Raw genomic sequence first — 25,290 nt, 5'->3', positions numbered from 1 at the left:
TAAAATTTTAAGAAAGGATGGATTTGATTATGAATAAATTAGTAATACACGCAAAAATAATGATTGATGGTATTAGTGATACACCAAAAAAAGATCAATTGATCACAATCGAAGATGATAAAATCACTTCAATTGAAGATTATCATAAAACAGAAGATGAAGTGATTGAAGTAAATACAATTACGCCAGGCTTCTTTAACTGCCATGTCCACATTCTTTATCCTGTTGGTTTTGACGCAAATAAAGAATTTACCTTGATAGAAAAAGCTTTCTATGCCCAAAAACACTGCAAAGAATATCTAGAATCAGGCGTTACTTTTATTCGTGTTGTAGGTACGGAAGAAAACTATGACCTTCAAATTAAAGAAGCTATTGAAAATCATGTGATTGAAGGACCTCATATGTATTGTGCAGGTAAAGTCATATGTATGACAGGTGGTCATGGATGGCAAGAAGGTATTGAAGCCGATGGAAAAGATGCTTGTTTAAAAGCTGTTCGTACACAACTTAAAGCTGGTGTCGACTTGATTAAAATGATGGCTACAGGTGGAGTAATGACCAAAGGTGTTGAGCCTGGTAATGCACAATTTAATATAGATGAAATGAAGATTATGGTTGAAGAAGCTCATAAAGCCGGAAGAAAAACAGCTACACATGCACAAGGGCTTCAAGGTATTAAAAATGCCTTATATGCAGGTGTTGATTCTATTGAACATGGTTGTTTTTTAGATGATGAATGTTTAGAACTCATGAAACAACAAAATACATTCTTAGTCCCTACCCTATGTGCTCCTCAATGCATTATTGATAAGGGTGTAGAAAATGGTGTCGCAAAGTATGCCGTAGATAAAACATTAAAGGTTAAAGATGCCCATGTTGAAAGTGTAAAAAAGGCGTATGATAAAGGCATTCAGATTGCCTTAGGAACCGATGCAGGTACACCATTTAACTATCATTCGAATACAGCTTATGAAATGGAACTTCTAGCTAAACTCAACATTTCAAACATGGATATTTTAAAAATCGCAACAATCAATTCCGCAAGATGTGTAGGTGTTGAAAAAGATTATGGTTCGATTGAAGTGGGCAAACAGGCTGATTTAGTTTGTTTAAATGAAAATCCATTAGAGAACATTTCAAACGTAAGAAAAATTAATAGAGTCATTCAATCTGGTAAGATTGTGGTAGACAACAATTAAAACTATAGGAAAAAGGTAGAAATCAAGTTTTAAGATTTCTACCTTTTCATTTTGACAAATAACGCTGCAGTGTCATGCCTGTTAAATATGGCATCGGCATTTTATATATAGCTTTTTTGAATAATTCTTTTGTTTTCGGATCAAATTGTTCTAATTTTGGAAAAAATGTAATCAAATGTTCAGTCATACGACATGATTCAATACATTCAAGAATGCGTTCCATTTTTAGAAAATCAAATACATCTTCACTCTTTTTAAAATGATCAAATAATGCATGTACATCTGGATCCGTATCATCATACCCATTATAGAAAATAGACAGATAGCTTTCTGGTTTTAAAAACACAGGAGCCATCAATTCATAATCTAGACGCGTATTTGCGATCACATCCATATATGGAATTGAATCATAATACAATATAGCTTCTCCATAAGTATCATCTGGCATCAAATAATCAAATGTATAGTATGTCCAGAAATTAAATAATGGATAGGTTTCCAAATTTCTAAGATCCAAGCCATACTTTTGTGCTTGCCTTTGAACAACCATGGGATCAATAGCTCCACAACTGCGAACAAATCCAATTAAACAAAGTAAAGGTTCATCTTGTTTTTCTTTTTGATCAAAATCCACAAATTTTAAAGCCTCTATAACACTTTCCTTCAGCTCATCTGGAATTTCATTTTCAAATAATAAATATTTTCGATAAAGCGCCACCTTTTCAAATGGCATACTATGAACATCCACTTCTTTATAATTGTTTTCAACGATTCGTTTTAAAAGTTTTAGTTCTTTTACTGTACAAACATCTACAATATTTTCTGGTGTATATTGTTGAATAATTAGCTCAACCATTTGTTTACGAGTAATTTTTTCATAAAACACATCATCCGGAAAACATATCCGAAAAAATTGACTGTACACAGATTCTTTTGGATAATGATTGATTTCTTGTATTAATGAGCTCATAATACTCCTTTTAATTCAAATTTTTTGGCAACAACGAGTAAATCTTTTGTCCGTAACTATAATCTTCAAAGGCCTTTGAAATTAAGTCTTGCGCAAGTCTTACATTGGAAGTAGATAAAAAGCCATCATTAATAATACGTCCATTAAATGGCATAATAGCTGTCTGCATCAATAGTGGCGTTTTATCAGCCGGAATATATTTATCTAAATTATCGTTCAATGATTTTACCATATAGTTAATGCCCTCATCGTTTAAGACCGTGTAATTCTTTTCATATAATACTAATAAGAAATTTTTTCGCATGCCATATCTAAATTCATTAATAATATTTAGATTACGGAATGTGAAGTTAGATGGATTTTTATCCATATATTCATCAATGAAACGATCTTTATCTTTCCAGAACACTTCGATCACATTGACTAAGTCATCGGGTTCAATATATGTGTTTGGATCAATTTTTTTGTTTGGGATAATTTGTTCGATTTGATTCACAAAATCTAATACACTGAAGTACAATTTATAGAACAAGCGCGTATCTTTTTGATCGATGCATGCGTTTGTCTGAGCTTGATTTAATGAGCGTAATTTTTCATTAAAATCTACCTGGTCTTTCGCCTTTTTATATCCATCTAAACTTAATCCATAATAGTTTGGAAGACATATTTGTGTAACAGCCTTTTCATAGCATTTTTTTAAGCTTTCTGAGAATGAATATAAAAATGGAATCAAACCAATTTTTCTTTCATGAAGCATACCGCGAAGTAAATTATCAAACAATTCATCTTTAAATTTTGTGATGTCTGGCAACTCCTTTTTAGCTGCATTAAAGAATTTTTTAATATCTGGATTTGTCGCATCATATCCGTGATAGAAAATAGAAACATAACTATCTTGATCTAAAAATTTAGGTTCAAAACGCTCATGTTGAATACGACTATTGCGAATACTAAACAAATAGTTTTTATAATCCCAATATACATATTCATCGGCCTGACTATTGTCAATCAATTCATAATCATCTTTTAAATAAGCCCAAAAATTAAAGAGTTCACTTTCAATGATTTTTTTATAATTATAGGAACATGCACTGCAAACAGCTTGAATCAAAGAGGGTTCAATGACTCCAAAAGCACGTATAATCCCAAGAATCACAAGAGTTGGCTCATCATCAAGCGCTTTTTTATCCAAATCAATATCTTTTACTGCAAGCTTTACATTTTTTTTTAACTCTTCTGGTAATTGTTGATCAAAATATAAAAACTTGGCACTCAAAGCCTGTCTTTCAAAACGATAGCGATCGTCTTCTAAATCTTGGTTGCGTAATAGTCTTCTTAAAGCTTTTAATTCCCATGTTGTACAAATACTCTGTAAGTATTCTGGCTCATAGGTTTCTACCATTCTTTCAAACATTTCCTTACGAGTCATGGAATCATAATCCCAATAATCGTTTTGACATGTTCTTTTATAAGAGTCAAAAACTATATCTTTACGGTAGTGATTTGCGTGTTCTAATATACGTACCAAATGAACTCCTCCTTTATTATTTTCCTTTTTTATTGCCTTCAAAAGCCTTCATAGTTCCACGAATCATGCCGGTTTGAAATGGTGTTAAGCCTTTTTTCTTAGCTTCTTCAATTAAATAAGCGGCTAAAGCTGATTCTTTTTCAATATTTTTATTATCCATAAACAAATCTCCTTACAAATAATTATAAACTTTATATGAAAAAAACACAAAACAATACAATTTGTATTGCCTAAATCTTTCAATTTCATATAATTATTTAGAGGTGTACTATGGAATTAACGATTGAAAAAGCGCAACAAATTCTAGATGATTATTATGATTTAACGCAGCCTACATATGAAGATGATATACAGTTAATCAATGCCCTAGAATATTTAATAAAAGAAACAAATAACCCAGAATATATGGTAGAGCTTGGTGGTTGGTATTATGGTCAAAAACAGTTTGATTTAGCTGAAGAATATTATTTAATGGCCGCAAAACTCGATTATAATAATGCCTATGAATGTTTAGGCTACATTTACTATTATGGAAGAGTCGGACAACCAGATTATGAAAAGGCATTTCATTACTATAAACTCGCAAGTGATCAAGGTAATCTAGTAGCTGCCTATAAATTGGCGGATATGTATAAGAATGGGTATTATGTACAAAAGGATTATCCTAAATATGTACAGATTATTAAGGATTTATACCCAAAAATCCAAGGAGCAACCAACACCTTTGATCCTGTTCCTGAAATTTATTCTAGACTTGCCAAAATCTATGTTGAAGAAGGCAATGAAGATCAGGCTATTCAATTATTATTGATAGCCAAGGAATTCCAATCTCAAAGATTGATCTATTCCCAATTTTTTGGTGATCTAACAATCATGAAGTATATTGTGAATGATTTGTATTCTTTGATTCAATTTGATCCTGACTATATGGACTTATTCGATTTATATTATGCACTACAAAAACCTTGTAAGGTAGCCATAGAAATTCTTGGTGAGGATCATATTATTGAAGCTAAATATGAAGATGGATTATTCTTTATTTGTATGGACGATAAAAACTATGAGGATGTAGACCAATTCTTCTTAAAAGCCAAAATAAATGGTGAACCTATATCCACACAATATGTCAATGTGAATTATATTGAGATATTAGATTAAAACAAAAGTGGTAATTACTCAAAGAAAATGAGTTTTACCACCTTCTTTTTTTTGGGAAGATTGAAACAATAATTGTTTTAATATCTCATACATAATTAGGCTGTTTTCACCTCTAACTTACATTTTATGTTCGTATAAGATGAAATCCAACAAATTTAAAAGACCTATTGCTTAAATTGAATTTTGAAGATAAAGTCTTCTCCTTCAATCACTTCATATTTCATTTTATAGTTATCTAATAGATTACGAACAATATATAATCCTAGACCATTCCCTTTTGGTTGGGTTGGATCTTGTTTGTTTTGAATATAGAAATAGTCTTGTTCGATTCCAATTTGAATCATACCCTTTTCATACGTATAATTGATCGCATTACTAATTAAGTTAGATAAAATGATATTTAGAGCCGTCTTACCAATATACATTGTTTCATCTTTTACATCATTTTGAATTCTTAATTCCTTTTGGTGAATCAATACATCATATTTTTGAAGTACACGACTTAATTCATTCTTTATACAAACAATTTCTTCATCGTCTTTTAGATTTTCAATGGAATATACCGATAAAATTTGTTGGATACTCTTCGTTAAGTGATCGACTAAATCAATACAATCATCAATATAAACATCTCTATTTTTATATTTACCCACATTGTATTTCATATTTTCTAAGATGATCTTAAGACTTGCCAAAGGCGTTTTTAATTCGTGACTGGCCCCTTTAAAGAAATCGTATTTTATTTTCTCTAATCTTAAAATCTCTTTATTTTTCAATTCTAGATTGGAAATAGAATCTAGAAGTGTTTCATACAAATCATTAATTTGTGCCTTCAATTGACCAATCTCATCATTCGAATCAATTTCTAGACGAGCCTTTTTATCTAATGCCATCATTTGATCTGTTACACTCTTGATTTCAACCACATAATTTTTAATGGATTTGGCATACACAAAAGAGACAATGGCCGAAAAGCATAGGGATATGATTAATGAGTAAGGAAGAAATTGTAAACTTAGATTCTTGGCTTGGCTTTGCATGTCTGCCGTTGAAACAAATTGGAGGCGAATGGTCTTTCCTGTATCCAGCTTTAATTGTCTTTCTTCAATAATTAACGAGTTATTAGAACTCTTTAAGTCGACATTTAAATTATTCTTGATTTCTACTTCATTCGATGAAGTATTCTTTTTAATAAACGCTTTGATTTCATTGGTATTGGAATAGAAATCTAAAGCTTGTTCAATATAGTCTTCAGATTTGCCATTTAAGTTTTCTGTAATTTCATTGGCCTTAGTATAGATTTCTTCTTTTCTTACATCCAAATAGGTTCTTGGAAAAATCAAATATACAAAGAGATGGATAAATAAGACAATAATAGCGATGACACTGAATGTTTGTATGCATATTTTAGGAAATATCTTTAAGTTTTTCATGATTTCTCCAATTTGTAGCCCACATTACGAATGGTCGTAATACAATCTAAGCCTAGTTTTTTACGTAATTCTTTAATATATACATCAATAACTCGATCATAAGGGACTTCTTCACTATCTTTCCAAACATGATCTAATATTTGTGCTCTAGTTAAGGCAATCCCTGCATTATCTAAAAGATATTTTAATATCTCTAGTTCTTTGGCATTGATATCAATCGTTTTACCATCTATTTTCGCCGTATAGCTTTTGAAGTTCACACAAACATTTTTATATACAAAAATATCCTGTTTCTGTAAAAGCGCGTCAATACGAGCTTTTAATACGGGTAGTGAAAATGGTTTTTCAATATATCCATCGGCCAAATTTGTATAGGCATCAATTTTGAATTCTTCATTGCTGAAAGCCGTTAAGATTAAAACGGGTAAATCACTTTCTTTACGAATTTCTTTTAATACATCCAATCCATTGATATATGGAATTTGAATATCCAATATCACCAAATGAATATTTGTATTAAACTTTTCCAATGCCTCTTTACCATCTTTTGCCTGGATAATACTATATCCAGACTCCGATAGAAATTCACTTAATCCTTCGCGAATCAGTGTATCATCTTCCACTACCAATATTTTCATCATTTTTCCTCATTCATTAATTCTTTACAGTTCTTGTTTAACAAGTGTGTGGTGGCCACAACAAGTGCGACTAACATTACAATTGACATGAATATAATAACATACACCATATATTTTGGTTCAACAGTTGCATCAATATGCGTCAACATCTTATTAAAGCCATCTACTTCAGCTCCACCGCCAAGTTGATTTGAGGCAGATTCTTTTGCGATTTGTTTGGCAACACCAGTGCTTACTTGATTCAATACTTTTGTTCCTAGACCTGATGCAGTTTTACTAGCGATAAAGTACGCAAAGATATAGGCTGGAATGGTTACCATACATAGTTCTAGAACAAACTGAATAAAAATCTTCGTTTTAGAAATACCTAAAGCCATTAAGATTGCGATTTCTTTTCTTCGTGCATTCATCCACATGAGCAACAATAAAGTAACAACGATACCCGCAAAAATCAAAGATCCAATAAACATTTTATTTGCGACACTATACATACCACTTATTGATTTTTGTAGAGCCGGATAATTGGATGTACTTTTTACCAGTACATACTCATTCCAGTTGATATCTAATTTTCCTAGATTTTTAATAACTTGATCCAAATCTTTATTTCCCTTCACAAAGAATGTGGCATCTTGATATACAGCTGTTTTTTCTGTATTGCCATAGACTTTGGCTGCCGTATCTAAATCTGTGATTAGATTGTTTTCATATAATTCTTGTGCTGCTGTAACACCACCCTGATTATGACCATCAAATAAACCCTTAATGGTTACTTCTACTGTTTCGTCAGCACCCTTTTCATTATCTGCATCATAGATATTTGAACGGAGTAATAGTTTATCTCCCACTTTTAAATGATTCTTTGCTGCTAAATCTTTATGCATCAAAATTTGATGTTTGTCCTTACTATTTAAATGTTTACCCTTTACTAATTTATAGGCACCCGATACAAATTTTGTCTCCTTTTTCGATTCATTGACTCCTGTAAGCATCACAGTCGATTTAAATTTAGAAAGACGTTCTTCATTTTCATTTGAAGTTAAAATAATATCATGATCGACTAAGTCAGCTACACTATTGATTCTTTTCACATATGAGTCAATATCTTTAGAAGCACAAATCTTTTCAATGTCCTTTTCCTTAACATTGCCTGCACCTCTAGGCGTGCCAAAATTGACTTGACGATTAATTTCCATTGTAAAACTATTGGTAATCGAGCCTAATGATGTATTGGACGCTTTGTTTGTCGCATCTTTAATAGATAGTCCGACTAAACAAAGGCTTGACATAATTAGAACAACAAGAAATAGAATCATTGACTTCACACTTTTTCGAGTTACATATTTAAATGCATTCTTAAACATTCTATTCCCCCCTCTTCTTTAACTTTTTATCTTTTAATTCATATACAACATCAGCGGCATCCGCTACCTCTTTACTATGTGTCACAACAATCACACACTTATTTCTTTCTTTAGCACGAGCCTTTAAGATATCAATAATTTCACTAGCCGTATCGCTATCTAGATTTCCCGTTGGTTCATCTGCCAAGATAATAGGTGCACTGCTTGTAAGGGCACGGGCAATCGCAACTCTTTGTTGCTGCCCTCCCGATAGTTTCATTACACTACGATTGATTTGGGATTGTTCAAGTCCTAAATCTAAAAGAATGGAAGGCGAAGCTTTAGAATTGACTAAGCGTACATTTTCTAATGGTGTTAAATAATCAATCAAATTGTAATTTTGAAACACAAGACAAATATGATTCTTACGATGATTTGTATATCCCGTTTTTGAAATATCTTCTCCTTCAAATAAAATTTCACCAGAGTCTGGCTCATCAAGTCCAGCTAATAAAGATAATAAGGTTGATTTACCAGCTCCTGATTTTCCAATAATCGCATAAAACTTTCCGCACTCAAAGTTTTGATTCACTTCAAATAAAATATGTTCTAATTTTGTGTAACCATACGTTACATCTTTTATTTCTAATATACTCATTATTTATTTCTCCTAACTTAATTTTGATAATATTTCCCTTGGCTTTTTGATCATGATCATAAGACTCGCAAGTAGTACAGAAACGATAATAATACTCATCAGCAAGCCATAACTTAATATGAAGCATAACGCTTTATGTTTGATTACACTATAAGCACATAGAATAATTCCTGATGGAATAGATATAAATACAAGTTCGAATATAAATTGGATGATGATTTCCACCTTACTTTTACCTATAGACAACAAGATACCAATTTCATGAATGCGATCTCTTAGCCACAGAACTAAGACTAAAGATAAGACAACAAGTCCACACACAATGATAGAACAAGATAGAATCTGAATCATGTGATTCATACTTTGTATAGATTCTAAAGACGATTGATAGGCATTTTTATCTTTAGACACAACATATTCACTTGATGGATATAAGGATCGAACTTGTTTTAAACGATTTGATTCTATAGTCAATTTAGTAACCATCTTAGTATCCAGAGAATTATAATCCACAAACATAGTATTCTCACTTAAATCGGAAGATAAACCTGTATAGGTTTCATGTTTCTTACCTACAAAGATGCCTTTAATGGTATAAGTATGAGAATTCAAAACTATTGTATCCCCTACTTTTAAATGATTCTTCTTAGCTAAATCCGAATGAATAAGAATAGAGTTTCTATCCTTAGAATCAATATTTTTTCCGGAAGTTAAAGTAAACACGCCACTACGAAATAAAACATTTTTTGAAGTGTTATTAGTTCCAATTACTGAAACCACATTCTTATATTCTTCAGGCAATGAATCCAGTGTTACACCCTGCTTAATAGAAACAACCTTCGCTTCTTTTAATTTAGATACAAATTCATATTCATACACAGAATTTTCAAAAGATGTATGTTCAAATTCAGAACCATCCTTTTTTTGTACTACAATCGAACTATGACTTGCAGAATATAAAGACCGTTCTAATTGTGCGTTGTATGAAAGTATACTCAAACATTCATAAAGACTGATCAGGATAACCATAAGTATCAAAAACAAGATACCCGTTCTTACTTTTTTTCTTGTGATATATGCATAAGCATTATGTATCAAAACAACCAACTCCTTATCCGACACTATATTAGCAATCATTTATGAAATGTGTATGAAATGAAGTTATGAATTTTTAAAATTAATCCTAAATTAATATGTATAATACAGATACAGAAAAACTACTGAATAAAGTAGTTCTTCTGAATTTATCTAGTGTCTTTTACATTTTTCTATAATAATCAATGTGATTTTTAGTCATTTCACTAAAGCCAAGAGCCTATGGCAACATCAATATATAGATAAATATACATAAAACACGTCATCCTAAAAAATCTGAATCTTTGAGAACTCAAGATGTCATCTTTTTTATTCCAAGGGTAGGCGTTACTACATCCAGTAGCCAATTTCTATTATAAAAATCCAATGTGAAAATATTTTGTATTACAATAGTTCCTATTTAATCTAAAATGTCTTGTTTTCGTTAGATTAGATAAGGTTAGTCTTGACTTTTATATATATCAATTGTTTAATATTCATACAGAAAGACTACTGGATACAGTGGTTCCTCTGAATTATTCTAATGTATAGACACTAGTAATCCGTTGGCTTTGGGTGAACTAGTGTCTTTTACATTTTTCTATAATAATCAATGTGATTTTTAGTAATTCAACTAAAGCCAAGATAGTCATGGCAACATCAATGTATAGATAAATATACATAAAACACGTCCTCCTGCAAAAAAATCGAAGGATCTGCCGAGAACTCAAGCAGATTTCTTTTTTTAATTCAGAGGGTTCACCGTTACTACATCCAGTAGCCAATTTCTATTATAAAGATTCAATGTGAAATTATTGTGAATTCCACTAAATTTATAACGATTGTTCCTATTTGATCTAAAATGCCTTATTTTCGTTAGATTAGATAAGGTTAGTTTTGACTTTTTCGAATTCAATTTTATAAAAACACGAAAACCATTCACATTATGATAAAATATATGCAACTAAGGGAGAAATAAGAATGAATGAAACGAGTCGTAGAATTCTTGATCACTTTCAAGTTCGAAAAACAAAAAAACAAAAAGAGGAATTTCGTAAATATATAATTCATGAACTTAATCAATATGGGTATTGCCCCAGTATTCAACATAAAGGGATAAATAATAATATAATTATCGGTAATATAGAGAAAGCTAAAATATTTTGTACAGCTCACTATGATACACAGGCGGTCTTACCTTTTCCCAATTTAATTGTGCCTAATAATTTGTTTGGTCTGATTTTATCACAATTAGCCATTATTATTTGTGTATTAATTCTTATATTCTTTATGAACGTCTTTCTAATTCAATTATTTGTTTGGATAGGTCTATTTAAGAATATTGAGCTTAATATTGCTTCTTTTATTTCATGGTTAATTATAATGATTTGGATGTTGTTTGGAAAAGCAAATAAACATACTGCAAATGATAATACGAGTGGTATCATTACAATCATTGAGTCAGCCATCAAATTGCCAGAAGATTTAAGAGATGAAGTATGTTTTGTGTTATTTGACAACGAAGAACTAGGTTTATTAGGCTCTTCTGCTTTTGCGAAAGAATATAAAGAATATGTAAAGAATAAACTTATCATTAATTTTGATTGTGTATCCGATGGCAATGATATATTTTTCTTTCCAACGAAACAAATTAAAAATGATCAATCAAAACATGATAATATTATAAATGCATTTGCATCAACAGATTATATAAGAGTTCACATCAACAAAGGATTTGGATTCTATCCATCCGACAACTTTAACTTTAAATATGCATATGGAGTTTGCAGCCTTAAGAAAGGCTTGTTCTATTATCTTGATCGAATACATACTTCTAGAGTTATAATTTTCAATGAAGAAAATATCGAACTATTAAGCGATGGTGTATGCAAGCTTGTCAAAACAGCCCGTACATCCAGATGATTATTCCAACATAATCAATTAATTTGCATAAAATCAATTTAACAACTATAATACAAATACAGAAAGACTACTGGATATAGTAGTTCCTCTGAATTTATCTAATGTAAAGACACTAGTTTAATCCTTTGGGGAAGGTGAACTAGTGTCTTTTACATTTTTCTATAATCAATAATGTAATTTTTAGTAATTCAACTAAAGCCAAGATAGTCATGGCAACATCAATGTACAGATAAATATACATAGAACACGTCCTTGTACAAAATCGAAATCTTTAAGAACTCAAGATATCATCCTTTTAATTCCAAGGGTAGGCGTTACTACATCCAGTAGCCAATTTCTATTATAAATGTTCAATGTGAAAATATTTTGTATTACAATAGTTCCTATTTAATCTAAAATATCTTGTTTTCGTAGATTAGATAAGGTTAGTCTTGACTTTTATATATATCAATTGTTTAATATTCATGCAGAAAGACTACTGGATACAGTGGTTCCTCTGAATTATTTAATGTCGAAAGACACTAGTTTGATCCTTGGAGCGGGTGAACTAGTGTCTTTTACATTTTTCTATAATAATCAATGCGATTTTTAGTAATTCAACTAAAGCCATTAAACACATGGCAACATCAATGTACAGATAAATATACATACAACACGTCCTCCTATAAAATCAGAATCTTTAAGAACTCAAGTTATCATCCTTTTTATTCAGAGGGTTCACCGTTACTACATCCAGTAGCCAATTTCTATTATAAATGTTCAATGTGAAAACATTATTAATTCCAAGCATTTTGTTGCGAATGATCCTATCTTGTCTAAATCGCATTATTTTCGTTGAATTAGATACGGTTTTAACATCTAAACTAACACAAAATCAATCATTTACACAACATAAGATAAAAGAATCCTCAACTAAGAGGATCCTTCTTACTCAATACATGTTTTAACACTTCTTCCATTTTTTGAAAGTCAATTGGTTTCGTTATATAATCATTCATTTTTACATCAAATGCTTTTTTCTTATCTTCCTCAAACGCATTGGCAGACATAGCTATAATAGGAATATTTGCTTTTTCAGGTGATGAAAGCCTACGAATTACATGCGTTGCCTTATAACCATCCATGTTTGGCATTTGAATATCCATTAAAATGGCATCATATGTACCAACCGGATTTTCTATGACCTTATTCACACACTCAATACCATTCTTTACACGATCTACAAAAAGTCCTGCACGCTCTAATATGGTTTGTGCAATCTCGGCATTTAAATCATTATCCTCAGCCAAAAGAATATGTTTACCATTAAAAATTGCATTATCAACTTCACAATTCTCTTCTTGTTTATTCAAATAATATTTTTCATCCGCAATTTTATATTTTAGTGTGACAATAAACGTACTACCCTTACCAAGCTCACTCTTTACATCAATATTTCCACCAAGAAGATCCACATATTTCTTAACAATGGCCATACCAAGACCGGTACCACTAATTTTACTGGATGTCATTCTTTCTCTTGAAAAAGATTCAAAAATCTTATCCAAATACTCCTTACTCATACCAATACCTGTATCCGTAATACTTGTACGAACAATCATATATCCAGGCTCATCACATGAAAGCTCATCCACACTCACTTCAACAGAACCATTTGAAGGCGTATACTTTAGGGCATTACTTAAAATATTCACAAAAATTTCTTCAACCTTAGTCACATCGGCCATGACATGTTTATGCTCCACATTAAAAGTGTACCTCAAATGAATATTCTTTTTCTTCGCCTCATCCTCAAACATTTCAAACAATCTTTGTCTTATATCCTCAATATTCGCATAGTTTTCTTCCAATTCCATATGACCACTTTCTATGCGAGCCATATCTAAAACGTTATTAATAATTGATAAAAGAATATTCCCCGCCTTTTGAAGCTTATTTAAATGCTCTACAACCTTAGGCAAATCATTATCCTTCAATTCATTCTTCATAAGTTCAGAATAGCCCAAAATCGCATTCATAGGCGTACGAATATCATGCGATACATTATGAAGAAATTGTGTCTTAGCTAAGCTTGCATCCTTAGCACTCGCCTCTGCTTGTCTTGCCTTTTGTAAAAGTAGAAGAATTACAATAATAATACTAAAGCCTAGAACAAGCACAACAAACAAATGATCCTTTAAAAAGCCATAAAAAGTCGTTTTATAAGCTGTACTATCATACATCGCAATTGCACTTGTTAACATATCCGAAGGCATAGCCTTTATTGTCTTATTCATGATAGATAATAATGTGGCTTCTCCATCCTTTACCGCAAAACTAGCCTCCATTGTCTTTGTCAAAGGAATAATTTTAAAATTCTTTTTACCATCAAAACTTAATACCTGACTCGATCCCATGATAAAACAATCCACTTTACCAGCAACAACCATATTCGCACCATCCTCAATCGAATCACAATCCACGAGTTTCCAATGCGGATAATTATACGCAATATGTTGTTTTAAAGCTACCTTGTTTTTCGGTACAGCTACCACATATGAATCGTTTTCATTAAAATCCTCCTTATTTGTAACGGCAATCGAATTATACGTCCAAGCCGTATTCGAAAGTGCATACCCCTTTTTTTCGGCAACATTTGAATTTCGACTCGCATAATAAATCACATCAATTTCATTATTCTGTAAAGCCTCAATCATTTTGTCATAATCATCAAAAGCCTCTATATCAAATTTTAATGTATGATTCCCTAAACAATCTTTGGCATACGAAATATATTCAGAAAGTGTACCACGAATCTCTCCACTCTTTTTGTCCATAGAAAACACAACAGGATCATTATTTAAAAAACCAATTTGAATACCACCATGCTCTTTGATATATGACTTTTCAACACCTGTTAAAAATTGCGTATAATCCAAAGTAAAATACTTCTTATACAAACCGACTTGAAAAAAGGACTATCACTATCCAATTGACGCATCGCATAATCCAATTCTTGTTTAATATCACTACGCTCTTTATTGATCACAAAATATATATCAGACTTTCCAATTGTAGTTACACTAGAAATCCCTCTTTCAGACCAAATTGACTCTTCTAAAGACACGAAACAATCAATCTCATTATTCGCCAATTTCTTTTTTACATCCTCATTACCACTAACATTCACATGCTCAGTATGAATACCATACTTATTCTCCCAATTTGTAAGCATATATTCAGGCTTAGCACCTTTAAGCACACCTATACGTTTTCCATCCAAAGACTTATAATCTGAAGACAAAATATCCGTATCCGATAAATTCGCATACAAAACATACTTTTCTTCACCCATCGTTTCCTCAGAATAAAGCATTTCTTTAGCACGATCATCCGTATACGATATATCACCCATGATATCAATCTCACCATTTTCAAGCTTATCAAAACAGTTCGACCAATTACACTTCACATACTCAAACTTCCATCCTGTATACCCAGCTAAAGCCTGCATCAATTCATAGCCATAACCACGCCTTACACCATGTTCATCTACATAATTAAATGTATCTTCAAAAGATCCCACACGAATCGTCTTCTGCGTCTCATCTGCCAAACAAGGCATACACATAGATAAAACCACAAAAATGATTGTGCATAACACAGCTAATCTTTTCCCTTTTTTAAACATATTATTTCTCCATATCCAATTGTTAATAGTATATTTTATTTCACAAGATTCAGTCAATAAAACGAAATTATTTTTTAATAAAATCTAACCAATTTACACAATTCATAATAAAAAGAGGAAGAGACCCGCAGGTTCTTCCCCGCCTGTAGGCTTCGCAAGTTTCTACAGAACGATCACTAAATCAAGTTTACGTTATCTCAAATATTGAGTCAATACATTTAATCTACATTATCCACTAATCTGTCTGGAATTAACTCATTACCTTCATATTTAAACACATATTGTTTGTTTAAGTCTTTATTCTTTAATGAAAACCACACTTCACTATCTGACTGTTGAGTGATTGAATCCACATAATATGCATCATCCTCAATTTGATTATTTGCACTTTCAATCAATTCCTCATCTGAATATGGTATTGATGTTTGAACTTCTTTTGTCTCTCTAAGTTCGGGTTGTGCTTGTGTACAACCTGTTAGTAACATTAGTAATATTAATCCTAATATTTTCATACAATTCTATACGTATTCTCCTTTGTGTTGATTTCAATTGTAACTTTGTTACTAAAAGTAGTCTGTTGAATATGATCATTAATGATTTTATGCTCTACCATCTCTTCATTTTTAATTTTTTGATAAAAATCAAGGACAATATTGGCTCTTTTAATTTTATCCTCTATGGATAAACCATCACTTCCAAAATTACCATCCACATTATCATAAGGCGCATTTCTTATGACATATGGAATACCACCATTTAATAACGCATACAACATGTAGTCTTCTTGCCTTTTTTCCATTGGCCAAGGCAAAATGAAACAATCATGATACACAAGATTAAATAGGGGTACAGGTATACCCATTCTTTTCTCATTTTCTTCTTTCATCATAAATTCATAAGGCCCATAATGTGAAAATACAAGTTCTCGCATCGCCCAATCACTACACTCCTCACTTGAAGGAATGATTCCTTTTGAGATCATATATTGAAAACAAGCCCTTCTGTATTCCATACACTCTTTTCTTGTCATCAAATGTTCTGGATTAAAACACTCATCCATTTCATTACAAGAAAATACATCTAAGTATACGCAATCCAAATCAATATGTTTTAAGATCTCAGTGTAGTTTCTTTTTACATACTTCGGTGCAAGACTTGCACACAAATAGTTTTGTCTTCCCCCAGCCCAATTGGCATGTTCAAACACACTACCATCCTCTAATTGAATCGCTTCATTTTCATTATGTGTTTTAGCCGTATAGTAATAATCACGATACTGATCGTGTAAGCCAAATAAATCATTTTTCAAACTTAAACTATCCTGTAAATTCTTTAAACCAGCCCATCCACCAGCTTCAATACATGCCGGCAAATAATCCGGATGACAATTGTCGTAGCCAGGATCTGCCCAACCATCCAAATGAAGATAGAGTTTAGAAGAACCCAAACTATGAAGCTTTTGAATCATTTCCTTTACTGATTCAAAAGAATGAATCACATCCTCTTGCCCACAATAAAACCTAGAATCCTTTTCCGTATGCGCCTTAATACCCGTATGAACAACAGCACATTGTTGAAGTTCTGATATTTTAGAAAGTTTAACTTCTTTCTCTTTTAAACTCTTAAATAAACCAGTTTCTTTTACATACTCTCGATAAATCTTAGCAGCACGATTATAATCCATATTACTTTCAAAAGAATATCGGACAACACGCTTATATCGCATCTTACCTAGACTTGTTAACCACACAAATTGAAGCCTTGTCCCCTTGTCATCATGATCAATTGTATATTTAGAATCCCAAGGCGTTTCATTGATTGCGATATACCCTTTTCCATTATTCGTTTGACTAAGCCAAGGCATATAGGCAGCACAACTAGTAAACTGACCATCAAAGGCAATATGACTATAATCATAATCATACCGATTGGGAATCAGTAAACCTTGCATATAAGGAATCGTTGAATAGCCATCCTTATCTTCACACACAAAACTATCTGGAAAATGAACCTCTTTAATATTTTCATCCACTTTTGGAATCCACTCAAAATAATAATGGTTCGTACTATCTTCTTTCCAGATATATGTATCAAAATATTTATAAGTACTATAAATACCCTTACCTAAACCTGTCACTCTTGATTCTGACTTGATGAAATCATCACTAAAATATATCTTCTGATTCTCTTTTGTCACATAAAATGAATCCTGATTTCGAATCCAATTTTCCATACATAAATACCTCTTGTCTTAGTCATTATACCATATATGATATGTTAGAATAGTATAAGAAAGTTGGTGCAACTGTGGGCATTTATTTAAATCCAGATAATAACCGTTATGAAAGATTGTGTAACAGTCCTATCTTTGTAGATAAATCATTATTGATTGAATACACAAATAAAGCTATAAATACTTCTAATGATTGTATTTGTGTAACTCGTCCAAGACGATTTGGGAAAAGTACAGATGCGAATATGTTGGTAGCTTATTATTCAAAGGGTACAAATTCAAAAGACTTGTTTAATACATTAAATATCAGTCACTGTCCTTCTTTTCTTGAACATTTAAACAAGCACAATGTGATTCATTTAAACATACAAGACTTTTTAAGTACCACAAATTCAATTGATGAAATGCTTGTGAAAATCAATCGAATGATTTTAAAAGACTTGAAATTTGAATTTAAAGATGCCATAACTGAAACCGAAATCATCGATGCATTCAATGAAGTCTATGCGTATACAAAAAATAAATTTATCTTTATTATTGATGAATGGGATTGTATCTTTAGAGAATTCAAAGAAAACAAAACTGCACAAGAAACATATTTAAATTTCTTAAGGAGCCTTTTAAAAGATAAGAATTATATTGAAATGTGTTACATGACAGGAATATTACCAATCAAAAAATACGGAACTCACAGTGCCTTAAATATGTTTGATGAAATATCTATGACGCAATCAAAGCCACTGGCAAACTACATGGGATTTACCGAAGAAGAAGTATCGAATTTATGTCGAAAGCACAATGTAGATTATCAAAAAATGAAAGATTGGTATGATGGGTACCATATGACAGACACTATTTCAACTTTTTCACCAAGATCTGTAGTTGCAGCTATTTCAAAACATGATTTTTCAAATTATTGGACTAAAACAGAATCTTTTGAAGCTTTAAAAATATATATCGATTTAAATTTTGATGGACTAAAAGACAATATTATTCAAATGATGGCAGGAAAAGAAGTATATATCGACACATCTTCATTTGAAAACGATATGTCCACATTTGGTTCAAAAGATGATGTTCTTACATTACTGATTCATTTAGGATATTTGGGATACAATCAAAAAGATCAAACATGCTACATTCCAAATAAAGAAGTCATGGACTCATTCTTTACATCCATTAAAAATTCAGATTGGAATGCGACCACTAAAGCCATTCAAAATTCACGAAACTTATTAGATGCTACGTTTAATATGAATGAAGCAAAAGTAGCTGATTATATTGAACAAGCCCATCTAGAAACTAGCCACATTCAATATAATGATGAAAATGCTCTAAGCTATACAATTGATCTTGCCTTCTATGCCGCAAGAGATCACTATACTGTGATTCGAGAACTCCCAACCGGCAAAGGATTTGCGGATCTAGCCTTCATCCCTAAAACAGATAAGCCAGCCATGTTGGTTGAATTAAAATGGAATCAAGATGTAAATACAGCCATTACACAAATCAAAGAAAAAAAGTATCCTTCTGTTTTAGAAAAATACAAAGACAATTTATTACTCGTTGGTATTACTTACGACAAGAAAACAAGAAAACACATATGCAAAATCGAGCGACTTTAATCGCTCGATCTTTTTAAGATTCTTACTTCATAAGGCTTGAACTCAAGTGCGTTGTTAACAGGAGCCTCTTCATTTGTTTCAATATCAATGAAGTTACCTTGTCCATTAAAGCCTAATGTTTGAGCTTCATTTTTCATATTCATACAGATCCATAGACATTCCTTTTCATCTTGTCTTTGATAGATACAAGCCGTATTTGTGATACCAATCTGTGTATAGTCTCCATAAGATAAAGCAGAATGATTATGTTTTAGGTTGATTAACTTTTGAATGGTATTCGTTAATTCATTCCATTCAAAGACTTTGATTTCTGGTCTAAGCTGGGTATCATTCCAATTCTTTTTACCTTCCATACCCCATTCACTACCATAATAAATACATGGAATGCCTGGCATAGTAAACAACATCGTATAAATTAAAGGCAATTGATTTTTATCCTCTAGAATAGATGCGACCCTTTCAACATCATGATTATCCACAAAGTTAAATAAATGTTTACCCGTATATAAGCACCATGGATCTTTGCCAAATTGACGATTCAATGAATATAGAATTTCATAGAAGTTAGCCGAATTAAAACTTGAATACAACCCCTTATAACACTCATAATTTGTAACTGAATCTAACATATTGTCATTCATCCACTGATTGTAGTCTCCATGTAGTGTTTCTCCTAAAAGAAAAAAGTCTCTATCTACATGATTATGTAATGTTTGAAGGAAGTTTTTATCTAGACAATATGCGACATCTAATCTTAAACCATCAATTTTAAATTCTTCTTGCCAAAAATCCACTACGCTTAGAATATAATTTACAACCTCTTGATTTTGAAGATTTAACTTCACCAAGATATCATTGCCTTCCCAATCCTGATACCAAAATCCATCATTGTAGTGATTGTTTCCATTAAAATCAATATAGAACCAATCCTTATAAGATGAATCCCACTTCTTTTCTAATACATCTTGAAACGCAAAGAAATCACGACCCACATGGTTAAATACGGCATCTAATATAATTTTAATGTTGTTGTTGTGGAATTTTTCTATGACTTCTTTTAAGTCTTCATTTGTACCCAATCGAGTATCCAACGTTTTAAAATCCGTTGTATCATAGCCATGCGTACGACTTTCAAAAATTGGATTTAACATGATACAGTCTATTTTTAATTTCTTTAAATGCGGAATAAATTCCTCTAACTTATGAATTCTATTTACTAGAACATGATCATTCTCAAATGGCGCTCCACAAGCTCCAAAAGGATAGATTTGATAAAATACACTATCACTTGCCCACATACTATATTACTCCTTTATGATATCTACAGCTTGCACTTGAATTAAATCCACCAAATCTTTTGGATCCATCTCAATCTGCATGCCAATCTTACCGGCACTAAAATAGATTTTATTCTTATTTAATGCATCCTCATACATAAAGGTACGAAATTGCTTTTTCATTCCTAAAGGAGAACAACCACCACGAATATATCCCGTGATCTTATTAATATCCTTTACATGAATCATTTCACAAGATTTAACCCCTGCTACTTTGGCACACTTCTTTAGATCCAATTCCTTTTCAACTGGAATCATATAGACTAAGTATTCTTTTGTGTTAGCTTGTGTAACCAATGTCTTATATACCTTTTCAACAGGCTGATTTAACATATTCGCAACATGAATACCATCCACCGGATCATTTTCCTTATGTTCATACGTATGCGCTTTGTATTCCACTTTATGCTGATCTAAAAAACGCATCGCATTGGTCTTTTGAATCTTTTTCATTCTGAAAACTCCTCTAATAATTCTTTCGCCACAAGAAACTTCGCTTTATGCTGCTCCATCGCTATCTTTTCAATATAGTGATGCGCCTTTTCTTCACTCCAATGATAATTTGAAATCAATACCAACTTACAATGATCCACCATCTTAAGCTCTAAATATTTCTGTTCAAGCTTATTGATTTTCTTTTCATACATCGCAATCTTCGATTTTAAACTCTTCATCATTTGGAAAGCTTCATACAAAACTTGTTTCTTAATGGGATACGACAAGACTATTATACCACTATCTTTACATTGATATAAAACTTGATCATAGATTTCAAGTTTACACACTAATAGAACAGAGGTGTTTAAACTCTTCGCAAAATTCAAAAGACCACTAATTGTTTGCGAATACAAAATCACCACAACATCAAACTGAGTATTCCTTAACTTACTTAAGGCATCATTATATGTTTTTGAAAGCACATATTGATAATTGGCCGTATTTTTTAATAAAGCTAAGAAATTCTCATTTCCTATTACTAATACTTTACTTGCCTCCATACATACTTACCCAACATAAATATCCACAATATCTTTCCCTAACACTTCTTTTAGCCAAGTCGAATTCTTCGCCTTTGACTTTGCTTCATCTAAACTTTGAGCAAGCTTTGTAGCATCATTACTTGCCACATCCGTACAAGGATCTGGTACCATCTTATTTTCAATACCCTCTAAACCAGCATAAATCAATAATGCATACGCAAGATAAATGTTACAACTACAATCCGGACTTCTTAATTCCATACGATTTGTAGAATGCGTTGCCGGAATACGAATCAATTGATTTCGATTCTGATACGACCACGTAACATATTTTGGTGCTTTGTCTTTTCCCAAACGCTCATAAGAATGTTTTGAACGATTCAAAAACAAAGTCATATCTTCAATGCGATTTAAAATTCCCGCCATAAAAGGCATCATCAATTCTTCATGATCCTGAATACTCATATTAATATGCATTCCATTACCAGGGGCATCTTCAATGGGTTTTGGTGAAAAGTCCGCAACCAAACCTTGAATATTCGCTAATGCTTCTACGACCCACTTAAAAGTAGCCGCATTATCGGCTGCCTGTAAAGCTTGTGAATAACGAAAATCAATTTCATTTTGACCAGGCCCCATCTCATGATGAGAAACCTCAGGATCAATACCCATCTCAGATAATGTCAAACAAATCTCACGACGAATATTTTCTCCCTTATCCAAAGGAGCAATATCCATATACCCACCTTGATCTAATGGAATATATGTATTATTTCCATTTTCATCCTGTTTAAATAAATAGAACTCAAATTCAGACCCAAAATTGATTGTGATTCCCTGTTCCTTAGCTTTTTTTACAGCCTTTTTTAAAATATATCTAGCATCCCTTTCAAAAAAAGTTCCATCCGGATACTTGATATCACAATACATACGAATCACACTACCATCCATGCTACGCCATGGAAGAATTGTCATCGTATTTGGATCTGGATATAAAAACAAATCACTATGTACCTCATCTAAAAACCCATCAACGGCACTCGCATCAAAGCTAATCCCTTCCACAAAAGCCCTTTTCAATTCCGTTGGTAAAACCGAAACATTTTTCTGCATTCCATAAATATCAAAATAAGAAAGACGAATAAATCGTACGTCTTGTTCCTCACAAAAATTCAATACATCTTCATAAGTCATAATTTTCACCTCGATTAATTAATACACTATTTTCATTTTGTTTTCAATGCTTTTTACATTTCTTTACAATTTCCTGTTGACAACTTCAAATATTCGAATATAATAAGTTGCATACATGGCAAGGACGCCAAAGAAACCATAGGTAAAACCTAGTGTTTTTAGTGTCCTTGCCCTTTTTTTATGTAAAGGAGAGCCATTTATGAAATCAATCGTAGAAGAAATTTTTGGAAGTAAAGTTTTTGATGAATCTATCATGCGAGAAAAACTCGCAAAAGATACATATCGCGAATTAGAAAAAACCATTCGTGATGGTAAGCAATTAAATATCAAAATTGCCAATGCCGTAGCCCACGCTATGAAAGAATGGGCCATCGAACAAGGGGCTACACACTATACACACTGGTTCCAACCAATGACTGGTGTGACTGCAGAAAAACACGATGGCTTTATCAACCCAGATAAAGATGGCAAAGTCATCATGGAATTTAGTGGTAAAGAATTAATCAAAGGTGAACCTGACGCTTCAAGTTTTCCTAACGGAGGATTAAGAGCAACATTTGAAGCTAGAGGCTATACAGCATGGGATCCAACAAGCTATGCCTTCATTAAAAACGGTGTACTTTGTATTCCTACCGCATTCTGTTCTTACTCAGGACATGCCCTAGACAAAAAGACACCACTACTTAGAAGTATGCAAGCTATTAATAAACAAGCTTTACGTATTGTAAAACTATTTGGCAATAACGATGTTCAAACCATTAAAACAACAGTAGGACCTGAACAAGAATACTTCTTGATTGATCAAAAATATTATGAACAAAGAAAAGACTTGATCTATACAGGACGTACACTATATGGTGCTCCATGTCCTAAAGGACAAGAATTAGAAGATCATTATTTTGGAACCATTAAGACTCGTGTTCAAGAATTCATGACCGACTTAAATAAAGAATTATGGAAATTGGGTATCTTAGCTAAAACAGAACACAACGAAGTAGCTCCTGCTCAACATGAATTGGCTCCGATCTTTACAACAACAAATATCGCAACTGACCACAACCAATTGACAATGGAATTGATTCAAAGAGTCGCAAAGAAACATGGATTGGTTGCTCTACTGCATGAAAAACCATTTGAAGGAATCAACGGAAGTGGTAAACACAATAACTGGTCATTATCTACAGACACAGGATTAAACTTATTAGAACCAGGCGATACACCACATGAAAATGCACAATTCTTAGTATTCCTTGCCGCTATCATTAAAGCTGTAAATGAACACCAAGACTTATTGCGATTAAGTGTAGCCACTGCTGGAAACGACCATAGACTAGGTGCTAACGAAGCTCCACCAGCAATCATTTCTATTTTCTTAGGTGATGAATTAACAGCAGTATTAAAGGCTATCGAAGAAGATAAACCATATGATGGAAAAGAAAAAGAATTAATGAAGATTGGTGCAACCGTTCTTCCAAAATTCCCTAAAGATTCAACAGACCGTAACCGTACTTCTCCATTCGCATTTACAGGAAACAAATTCGAATTCAGAATGCCAGGATCTAACTCAAGTATTGCCGGATGCAACATCGTATTAAATGCTGTTATTGCCGACGAACTTGAAAAATTTGCGAATATTCTAGAATCAAGTGATGATTTTGAAACAACATTACACGCATTGATCAAAGATACAATCAAAAACCACAAACGTATTATTTTTAATGGTAATGGATATGATGATTCTTGGATTGAAGAAGCTGAGTCTAGAGGCTTATTAAACTTAAAAACCACTCCAGATGCACTTCCTTACTTCAAGACAGAAGAAAACATCGCCTTATTTGAAAGACAAAGAGTTTTATCAAAAGAAGAAGTGGAATCAAGATATGAAATCTTGATGGATGAATATGTAAAACAAATCAACATTGAAGCTTTGACTATGTTAGACATCGCCAAAAAAGACATCTTACCAGCCGCAAGTAAGTTCTCTAAAGAATTGACAGATACCATCGCAAACAAAAAAGCCATTGGCATCGACTTAACATATGAACTTGAAACAGCTAAAAAGGTCAGTGAATATTTAACCGAAGCTTATCAAGCTTTGATCACATTAGAAAAAGATGTTAAAAAACTACATTCAATCGATGATTTTGAAAAATCAGCCTTCTATGTAAGAGACTTCATTATCCAAGATATGGCGGCCTTAAGAAAACCATGTGACGAATTAGAAGTCGTAACATCAAATGAAGCTTGGCCATTCCCAACCTATGGAAAATTATTATTCGGAATTCTATAAACCGGCAATTGCCGGCTTTTCCGTTCTAAGGAGATAT

At 32.2% G+C, this 25,290-nt stretch carries 21 protein-coding genes; 5 read left to right on the top strand and 16 right to left on the bottom strand.

Annotated features, from left to right (window positions below; genetic code table 11):
• Positions 1-29 precede the first annotated feature (29 nt).
• A complete protein-coding gene (locus tag Q3907_RS00370; RefSeq protein WP_301896675.1) occupies positions 30-1,199 on the top strand; it encodes an amidohydrolase family protein in 1,170 nt (389 codons plus the stop codon).
• A gap of 46 nt (positions 1,200-1,245) precedes the next feature.
• Here the strand turns inward: Q3907_RS00370 and Q3907_RS00365 are convergent, their stop codons facing one another.
• Genes Q3907_RS00365 through Q3907_RS00355 form a run of 3 tightly spaced genes read right to left on the bottom strand, consistent with a single transcriptional unit; the run spans position 1,246 to position 3,857 of the window.
• Positions 1,246-2,169, bottom strand: a complete 924-nt coding sequence (locus Q3907_RS00365) for a hypothetical protein (protein ID WP_301896674.1) — start codon at positions 2,167-2,169, stop codon at positions 1,246-1,248.
• A gap of 10 nt (positions 2,170-2,179) precedes the next feature.
• A complete protein-coding gene (locus tag Q3907_RS00360) occupies positions 2,180-3,697 on the bottom strand; it encodes a hypothetical protein (protein ID WP_301896673.1) in 1,518 nt (505 codons plus the stop codon).
• 16 nt (positions 3,698-3,713) lie between these two features.
• Entirely contained in the window at positions 3,714-3,857 is a 144-nt protein-coding gene (locus Q3907_RS00355) for a hypothetical protein (RefSeq protein ID WP_301896672.1), read from the bottom strand.
• A gap of 110 nt (positions 3,858-3,967) precedes the next feature.
• Between Q3907_RS00355 and Q3907_RS00350 the strand changes: the two genes are divergently transcribed.
• Positions 3,968-4,855, top strand: coding sequence for a tetratricopeptide repeat protein (locus tag Q3907_RS00350; RefSeq protein ID WP_301896671.1), 888 nt, complete (start codon positions 3,968-3,970; stop codon positions 4,853-4,855).
• Between the two features lie 164 nt (positions 4,856-5,019).
• On the opposite strand, the gene Q3907_RS00345 is transcribed toward Q3907_RS00350, so the two are convergent.
• Genes Q3907_RS00345 through Q3907_RS00325 form a run of 5 tightly spaced genes read right to left on the bottom strand, consistent with a single transcriptional unit; the run spans position 5,020 to position 10,025 of the window.
• Positions 5,020-6,288 carry a HAMP domain-containing sensor histidine kinase gene (locus tag Q3907_RS00345; protein ID WP_301896670.1) on the bottom strand — a complete coding sequence of 423 codons (1,269 nt, stop codon included), beginning with the start codon at positions 6,286-6,288 and terminating at the stop codon, positions 5,020-5,022.
• Positions 6,285-6,926: a response regulator transcription factor gene (locus tag Q3907_RS00340; protein ID WP_301896690.1), complete on the bottom strand. Its 642-nt coding sequence runs from the start codon at positions 6,924-6,926 to the stop codon at positions 6,285-6,287. The genes Q3907_RS00345 and Q3907_RS00340 overlap by 4 nt, the downstream gene beginning before the upstream one ends.
• Positions 6,926-8,290 (bottom strand): ABC transporter permease, encoded by a 1,365-nt coding sequence (locus Q3907_RS00335; protein ID WP_301896668.1) that lies wholly within the window; start codon positions 8,288-8,290, stop codon positions 6,926-6,928. The genes Q3907_RS00340 and Q3907_RS00335 overlap by 1 nt, the downstream gene beginning before the upstream one ends.
• Position 8,291: 1 nt before the next feature.
• Positions 8,292-8,927, bottom strand: a complete 636-nt coding sequence (locus Q3907_RS00330; protein WP_003865125.1) for an ABC transporter ATP-binding protein — start codon at positions 8,925-8,927, stop codon at positions 8,292-8,294.
• 12 nt (positions 8,928-8,939) lie between these two features.
• Positions 8,940-10,025 carry an ABC transporter permease gene (locus Q3907_RS00325; RefSeq protein ID WP_301896689.1) on the bottom strand — a complete coding sequence of 362 codons (1,086 nt, stop codon included), beginning with the start codon at positions 10,023-10,025 and terminating at the stop codon, positions 8,940-8,942.
• Positions 10,026-10,982: 957 nt separating this feature from the next.
• Between Q3907_RS00325 and Q3907_RS00320 the strand changes: the two genes are divergently transcribed.
• Positions 10,983-11,924 (top strand): M28 family peptidase, encoded by a 942-nt coding sequence (locus Q3907_RS00320; RefSeq protein ID WP_301896666.1) that lies wholly within the window; start codon positions 10,983-10,985, stop codon positions 11,922-11,924.
• Between the two features lie 908 nt (positions 11,925-12,832).
• Here the strand turns inward: Q3907_RS00320 and Q3907_RS00315 are convergent.
• The 4 genes from Q3907_RS00315 to Q3907_RS00300 form a co-directional block, all read right to left on the bottom strand.
• A complete protein-coding gene (locus Q3907_RS00315; protein ID WP_301896665.1) occupies positions 12,833-14,863 on the bottom strand; it encodes an ATP-binding protein in 2,031 nt (676 codons plus the stop codon).
• Complete coding sequence (locus Q3907_RS00310; protein ID WP_301896664.1) at positions 14,821-15,594, bottom strand: ABC transporter substrate-binding protein; 774 nt, start codon at positions 15,592-15,594, stop codon at positions 14,821-14,823. The genes Q3907_RS00315 and Q3907_RS00310 overlap by 43 nt, the downstream gene beginning before the upstream one ends.
• Before the next feature lie 218 nt (positions 15,595-15,812).
• Positions 15,813-16,106 carry a hypothetical protein gene (locus Q3907_RS00305; protein WP_301896663.1) on the bottom strand — a complete coding sequence of 98 codons (294 nt, stop codon included), beginning with the start codon at positions 16,104-16,106 and terminating at the stop codon, positions 15,813-15,815.
• Positions 16,103-17,827 carry a DUF5696 domain-containing protein gene (locus Q3907_RS00300; protein WP_301896661.1) on the bottom strand — a complete coding sequence of 575 codons (1,725 nt, stop codon included), beginning with the start codon at positions 17,825-17,827 and terminating at the stop codon, positions 16,103-16,105. Before Q3907_RS00300 ends, Q3907_RS00305 begins: the two co-directional genes overlap by 4 nt.
• 74 nt (positions 17,828-17,901) lie before the next feature.
• On the opposite strand from Q3907_RS00300, the gene Q3907_RS00295 reads away from it, so the two are divergent.
• Positions 17,902-19,452 (top strand): AAA family ATPase, encoded by a 1,551-nt coding sequence (locus tag Q3907_RS00295; protein ID WP_301896660.1) that lies wholly within the window; start codon positions 17,902-17,904, stop codon positions 19,450-19,452.
• Here the strand turns inward: Q3907_RS00295 and Q3907_RS00290 are convergent.
• The 4 genes from Q3907_RS00290 to Q3907_RS00275 are packed head-to-tail and all read right to left on the bottom strand — an operon-like array spanning position 19,449 to position 22,963.
• Positions 19,449-20,750 (bottom strand): alpha-amylase family glycosyl hydrolase, encoded by a 1,302-nt coding sequence (locus tag Q3907_RS00290; RefSeq protein WP_301896658.1) that lies wholly within the window; start codon positions 20,748-20,750, stop codon positions 19,449-19,451. The two genes, Q3907_RS00295 and Q3907_RS00290, sit on opposite strands and share 4 nt — an antisense overlap.
• Before the next feature lie 6 nt (positions 20,751-20,756).
• On the bottom strand, positions 20,757-21,242 hold the full coding sequence (ybaK, locus tag Q3907_RS00285; protein WP_301896657.1) for a Cys-tRNA(Pro) deacylase: 486 nt from the start codon (positions 21,240-21,242) through the stop codon (positions 20,757-20,759).
• Entirely contained in the window at positions 21,239-21,787 is a 549-nt protein-coding gene (locus Q3907_RS00280; RefSeq protein ID WP_295642722.1) for an ANTAR domain-containing protein, read from the bottom strand. Before Q3907_RS00280 ends, ybaK begins: the two co-directional genes overlap by 4 nt.
• A gap of 6 nt (positions 21,788-21,793) precedes the next feature.
• Positions 21,794-22,963 (bottom strand): glutamine synthetase family protein, encoded by a 1,170-nt coding sequence (locus Q3907_RS00275; protein WP_301896655.1) that lies wholly within the window; start codon positions 22,961-22,963, stop codon positions 21,794-21,796.
• 199 nt (positions 22,964-23,162) lie between these two features.
• Here Q3907_RS00275 and Q3907_RS00270 point away from each other — a divergent pair, with 199 nt between their 5' ends.
• Entirely contained in the window at positions 23,163-25,253 is a 2,091-nt protein-coding gene (locus Q3907_RS00270; RefSeq protein WP_301896653.1) for a glutamine synthetase III, read from the top strand.
• Positions 25,254-25,290: the final 37 nt, after the last annotated feature.

The organism is uncultured Holdemanella sp. (genome assembly GCF_958348295.1).
GTDB lineage: Bacteria > Bacillota_I > Bacilli_A > Erysipelotrichales > Erysipelotrichaceae > Holdemanella.
This window is presented reverse-complemented; position numbering and strand designations above follow the sequence as displayed.